This is a genomic window from Streptomyces sp. (assembly GCF_031178505.1).
GTDB lineage: Bacteria > Actinomycetota > Actinomycetes > Streptomycetales > Streptomycetaceae > Streptomyces > Streptomyces gulbargensis.
Map to the genome: position 1 here is coordinate 1 of NZ_JAPSIW010000485.1, position 5,478 is coordinate 5,478.

Annotated in this window: 5 protein-coding genes; 1 reads left to right on the forward strand and 4 read right to left on the reverse strand. The window is 72.9% G+C overall.

What is annotated here, in order from left to right:
• On the forward strand, nucleotides 1-488 hold a 488-nt coding region (locus RIF68_RS25895), incomplete at its 5' end, for a 4'-phosphopantetheinyl transferase superfamily protein (protein WP_309053711.1).
• Between the two features lie 15 nt (nucleotides 489-503).
• On the opposite strand, the gene RIF68_RS25900 is transcribed toward RIF68_RS25895, so the two are convergent.
• The 4 genes from RIF68_RS25900 to kdpF are packed head-to-tail and all read right to left on the reverse strand — an operon-like array spanning nucleotide 504 to nucleotide 5,069.
• Complete coding sequence (locus RIF68_RS25900) at nucleotides 504-1,193, reverse strand: potassium-transporting ATPase subunit C (protein ID WP_309053712.1); 690 nt, start codon at nucleotides 1,191-1,193, stop codon at nucleotides 504-506.
• A gap of 5 nt (nucleotides 1,194-1,198) precedes the next feature.
• Complete coding sequence (gene kdpB, locus RIF68_RS25905; protein ID WP_309053713.1) at nucleotides 1,199-3,310, reverse strand: potassium-transporting ATPase subunit KdpB; 2,112 nt, start codon at nucleotides 3,308-3,310, stop codon at nucleotides 1,199-1,201.
• Nucleotides 3,307-4,971 carry a potassium-transporting ATPase subunit KdpA gene (gene kdpA / locus RIF68_RS25910; RefSeq protein ID WP_309053714.1) on the reverse strand — a complete coding sequence of 555 codons (1,665 nt, stop codon included), beginning with the start codon at nucleotides 4,969-4,971 and terminating at the stop codon, nucleotides 3,307-3,309. Before kdpA ends, kdpB begins: the two co-directional genes overlap by 4 nt.
• 8 nt (nucleotides 4,972-4,979) lie before the next feature.
• Complete coding sequence (kdpF, locus tag RIF68_RS25915; RefSeq protein ID WP_309053715.1) at nucleotides 4,980-5,069, reverse strand: K(+)-transporting ATPase subunit F; 90 nt, start codon at nucleotides 5,067-5,069, stop codon at nucleotides 4,980-4,982.
• Nucleotides 5,070-5,478: the final 409 nt, after the last annotated feature.

Consider the following 5,478-nt stretch of genomic DNA (forward strand, 5'->3'; position numbering starts at 1 on the left):
TCGCCCGTCTCCGGCACTTCGGCCCGCTGGTGTTCGTCCCCGCCCGGGACCCCGGCCCCCGCCGCGGCCCCCCGCCCGGCCGGCCGGCCGTGCGGGGCGCCGCCGTTCATTTCTCGCTCTCGCACAGCGGGGACCTCGTGCTGCTCGGGCTCGCCGCCCGGCCGCTGGGTGTGGACGTCGAGGCGCGCCCGGCGGTGTCGGTGGCCGACACGGTGGCGGGAAGCCTGCACCCGGCGGAGGGCGGCGAGTTGGCGGCCCTGCCGCCCGAGGAGCGGCCGGCGGCCTTCGCCCGCTGCTGGGCGCGCAAGGAGGCGTATCTGAAGGGGACGGGCGCGGGCCTCGCGGGCGGGGTGGCGCGGACGTACGTGGGGACGGGACCGGCGCCGGCCTCCGTACCGGGCTGGTCCCTGGCCGACGTCCCCGTCCCGCCCGGTTTCGCGGCCGCCGTAGCCGTCTCCGTACCGCCGCCCCTCCCCCGGCCCGAATGACGGCCCGGTGGCGGGTCAGGGACGTGGGGGCGTCCGGTCGCCGTCCGTCTTCGCCCTGAGGGCGATGTTCAACTTCAGTACGTTGACGCGGGGTTCGCCGAGGAAGCCGAGGACCCGGCCCTCGGTGTGACCGGCGACGAGGGCCTCGACCTCCTCCGTCGGCAGGTGGTTGCGCTCGGCGACACGGTGGACCTGGAGGCGCGCGTACTCCGGGGAGATGTGGGGGTCGAGGCCCGAGCCCGAGGAGGTGACGGCGTCCGGGGGCACGTCGGAGGGCCGTACCGGGTGGGTGGGCGTGGAGTTGTCCCGTACCACCGCGGCCCTGGCCTCCGTCACCCACCGGATCAGTTCGGCGTTGTCGCCCGAACGGTTGGTGGCGCCCGAGACCAGCAGACTGTGGCGGGTGTTGACGGTGTTGGTGCCGAGGCCCCGGGAGGGGCGCGGCTGGAACCACCTCAGGTCCGGGGCGGCCGTCTTCCGTCCCGGCGCCGGGGGCAGGTCGTAGCGCTGTCCGACGAGGGCGGAGCCGACGGTCCGGCCGCTGCCGTCGGTGATCTCGGAGCCGTTGGCCCGGGAGGGGAAGACGGCCTGGGCGAGGCCGGTGACGGCGAGGGGGTGGAGCACGCCGCACAGGACGGTCAGGGCGAGGAGCGCGCGGAGTCCGGCGCCGGGCAGCCGTCCGGCGCTTCCTGCGGAGTTCTTCATGGCGGTCAGCCGATTCCGGGGAGGAGGGAGAGGAGCAGGTCGATGAGTTTGATGCCGATGAAGGGGGCGACCAGGCCGCCGAGGCCGTAGAGGCCGAGATTGCGGCGGAGCAGGGCGTCGGCGCCGGCGGCCCGGTGGCGCACGCCCCGCAGGGCGAGAGGCACGAGGGCCAGGATGATCAGGGCGTTGAAGATGACGGCGGAGAGGATCGCGGACTCGGGCGAGGCCAGGCGCATGACGTTGAGCCGGTCCAGCGACGGGTACGCCGCCGCGAACAGGGCGGGGATGACGGCGAAGTACTTCGCGACGTCGTTGGCGAGGGAGAAGGTGGTCAGGGCCCCGCGGGTGATGAGGAGCTGTTTGCCGATCTCGACGATCTCGATGAGTTTGGTCGGGTCGGAGTCGAGGTCGACCATGTTGCCGGCCTCCTTGGCGGCCGACGTGCCCGTGTTCATGGCGACGCCGACGTCGGCCTGGGCGAGCGCGGGGGCGTCGTTCGTCCCGTCGCCGGTCATCGCGACGAGCTTGCCGCCTGCCTGCTCGCGCCTGATGAGCGCGAGTTTGTCCTCGGGGGTGGCTTCGGCGAGGTAGTCGTCGACACCCGCCTCCTCGGCGATGGCCCTGGCGGTGAGCGGGTTGTCGCCGGTGATCATGACGGTTCTGATGCCCATGCGGCGCAGTTCCCCGAACCGGGCCCGCATGCCTTCCTTCACGACGTCCTTGAGGTGGATCACACCCAGGACACGGGCCCGGCCGGCGTCCTCGACCGCGACGAGGAGCGGGGTGCCGCCGGCCGCGGCGATGCGGTCCGTGAGCTCCCGGGCGTCACCGGGGACGGTGCCGCCGTGCTCCTCCACCCAGGCGAGGACGGAACCGGCGGCGCCCTTGCGGATCCGGCGCCCGCCGGCGTCCACGCCTGACATGCGGGTCCGGGCGGAGAACGCGATCCAGGTCGCGTGCGGGAGTTCGTCCGGGTGGCGCTCGCCCACCCGGTACGTCCCGTGGGCGAGGGCCACGATCGAGCGGCCTTCGGGTGTCTCGTCCGCGAGCGAGGACAGCTGGGCGGCCTCGGCGACCTCCGCCTCCGTCACCCCGCGCACGGGCAGGAAGGCGGCGGCCCGCCGGTTGCCGAGCGTGATGGTTCCCGTCTTGTCCAGGAGGAGGGTGGAGACGTCCCCGGCCGCCTCGACGGCCCGGCCGGACCTGGCCAGGACGTTGCGCCGGACGAGCCGGTCCATGCCGGCGATGCCGATCGCGGAGAGCAGGGCGCCGATCGTCGTCGGGATGAGGCAGACGAGGAGGGCGGTCAGCACGACGAGGGACGTCCGCCCGTCGGCGCCCGCGTACATCGCGAAGGGCTTCAGGGTGACGACGGCGAGCAGGAAGACGAGGGTGAGCGAGGCCAGCAGGATGGTGAGGGCGATCTCGTTCGGGGTCTTCTGCCGGTCGGCGCCCTCGACCAGGCGGATCATGCGGTCGATGAAGGTCTCCCCGGGCCTGGCGGTGATCGTGACGACGATACGGTCGGACAGCACCCTCGTTCCGCCGGTGACCGCCGAGCGGTCACCGCCCGACTCGCGGATGACGGGCGCCGACTCCCCGGTGACGGCGGACTCGTCGACGGAGGCGACGCCCTCCACGACGTCACCGTCACCGGGTATGACGTCCCCGGCCTCGCAGACCACGCGGTCACCGACGCGCAGGTCGGTGCCGGGCACCTTCTCCTCCGTTCCCACCGGTGTCAGCCGGCGGGCGACCGTGCCCGTCCTGGCCCTGCGGAGGGTGTCGGCCTGGGCCTTGCCCCGCCCTTCGGCCACGGCCTCCGCGAGGTTGGCGAAGAGGGTGGTCAGCCACAGCCAGACGGTGATCGCCCAGCCGAAGGGGTCGCCCGGCTCGCGGAGCGCGAGGACGGTGGTGAAGACCGAGCCGACGAGCACCACGAACATCACGGGCGTCCTGACCATGACCCGGGGGTCGAGCTTGCGCACCGCGTCCGGCAGCGCGGCGAGCAGACGGCGGGTGCCGGAGCCCCGGCCGGGGGTGGCGGGGGCCGCGTCGGCAGCCGGCCCGGGCACCGGCGGGGAGACGGGCGTGGGGGTGGGTGTGGTGGTGCTCATGCTGCGAGCCCTTCGGCGAGCGGGCCCAGGGCGAGGGCCGGGAAGTAGGTGAGACCGGCGACGATCGCGACGGTGCCGGCGAGGAGACCGGAGAACAACGGCTTCTCGGTGCGCAGGGTGCCCGCGGTCGCGGGCACGGGCACCTGCCGGGCCAGTGAGCCGGCGAGGGCGAGCACGAACACCATGGGCAGGAAGCGGCCGAGCAGCATGGCGATCCCGAGGGTGGTGTTGAACCAGGGGGTGTCCGCGTGCAGACCGGCGAAGGCGGAGCCGTTGTTGTGGGCGGCGGAGGTGTAGGCGTAGAGGATCTCCGAGAATCCGTGGGCCCCGGTGTTCGTCGTGGCCCCCGCCGGGCCGTCGAGGGAGACCGAGGCCGCGGTCAGGCCGAGCACCAGCGCGGGCGTGACGAGGAGGTAGCAGGCGGCATGGGTGATCTCGCGGCTGCCGATCTTCCTGCCCAGGTACTCGGGCGTGCGGCCGACCATCAGTCCGGCGAGGAAGACGGCGACGACCGCCATGATCAGCATGCCGTAGAGGCCGGAGCCCACCCCGCCGGGGGCGATCTCGCCGAGTTGCATGCCCAGCATCGCGATCCCGCCGCCGAAGCCGGTGAAGGAGGAGTGGAAGGAGTTGACGGCGCCGGTCGACGTGAGGGTGGTGGCCACCGCGAAGAGCGAGGAGCCGGCGATGCCGAACCGGGTCTCCTTGCCTTCCATGGCCCCGCCCGCGAGCTCGAAGGCGGGACCCCGGCCCGCGAACTCGGTGGTCAGCATCAGGGCGGTGAGGACCAGCCAGATGACGCCCGTCGTGGCGAGGATCGCGTACCCCTGCCGTACCGAGCCGACCATCCGGCCGAAGGTCCGGGTCAGCGCGACGGGGACGAGGAGGATCAGGAAGATCTGGAAGAGGTTGGAGACCGGGTTCGGATTCTCGAAGGGGTGGGCGGAGTTGGCGTTGAAGTAGCCGCCGCCGTTGGTGCCCAGATTCTTGATCACCTCCTGCGAGGCGACCGCGCCGCCGTTCCACTGCTGGGTGCCGCCGAGGAAGCGGCCGACCTCGTGGACGCCGGAGAAGTTCTGGATCGTGCCGCAGGCGACCAGGACGAGCGCGCCGGCCACGGACAGCGGCAGCAGGACGCGGGTCACGCCCCGGACCAGATCGGTCCAGAAGTTGCCCAGCTCACCCGTACGCGAGCGGGCGAAGCCTCGGACGAACGCGACCGCGACCGCCATGCCCACCGCGGCCGACACGAAGTTCTGCACCGCGAGGCCGCCGGTCTGCACGAGGTGGCCCATGGCCTGCTCTCCCGCGTACGACTGCCAGTTGGTGTTGGAGACGAAGGACGCGGCCGTGTTGAAGGCCTGGTCCGGGTCGATCGACACGAAGCCGAGGGAGCCGGGCAGCGAGCCCTGGAGCCGCTGGAGCAGGTACAGGAACAGCACGCCGGCCGCCGAGAAGGCGAGCACGCCGCGCAGGTAGGCGGGCCAGCGCATCTCCGAATCGGGGTCGGCGCCGATCGCCCGGTAGATCCACCGCTCGGCGCGCAGGTGTCGGGAGGAGGTGTAGACGCGGGCCATGTGGTCGCCCAGGGGCCGGTATGCCAGACCGAGGGCCACGACCAGCGCGAGGAGCTGGAGGATTCCAGCCAGAACGGGACTCATGTACGGCCTCAGAACCTCTCCGGCTTGAGGAGGGCGAGGACGAGATATCCCACGAGGGCGGCGGCCACGAGCAGACCGACGACGTTTTCTGCGGTCACTGCCCGGCCACCCCCTTGGCGGTCAGGGCCACCAGCGCGAAGACCGCGAGGGTGATGAGGACGAAGGCCACGTCGGCCATCGTGAGCTCCCGGAGGTCGAAGACGGTACGAGCGGTCCGCCCCGGCCCGCGGGGAAGCGGGGCGCCGGGGGGACCCGTACGAGGAAAACCCCCGTCCGGCCCGTCCGCGGGCTCCGTTGACGCTCCTCTGACGCGCGCCCCGGCCGTCTTGACGGCTCCTGTACGGGCGGGGCGGGGCGCGCCCGGGACGACGGCACGGCTGCCAGGCGCGCGGATACACGTCCGGGACGGTGGCACGGCTACCAGGGGCACGGGTACGCGTCCGGAACGGCATCCCGGCTTCCGGGGCGCGCGGATCCACGTCCGGGACGACGGCACGGCTACCAGGG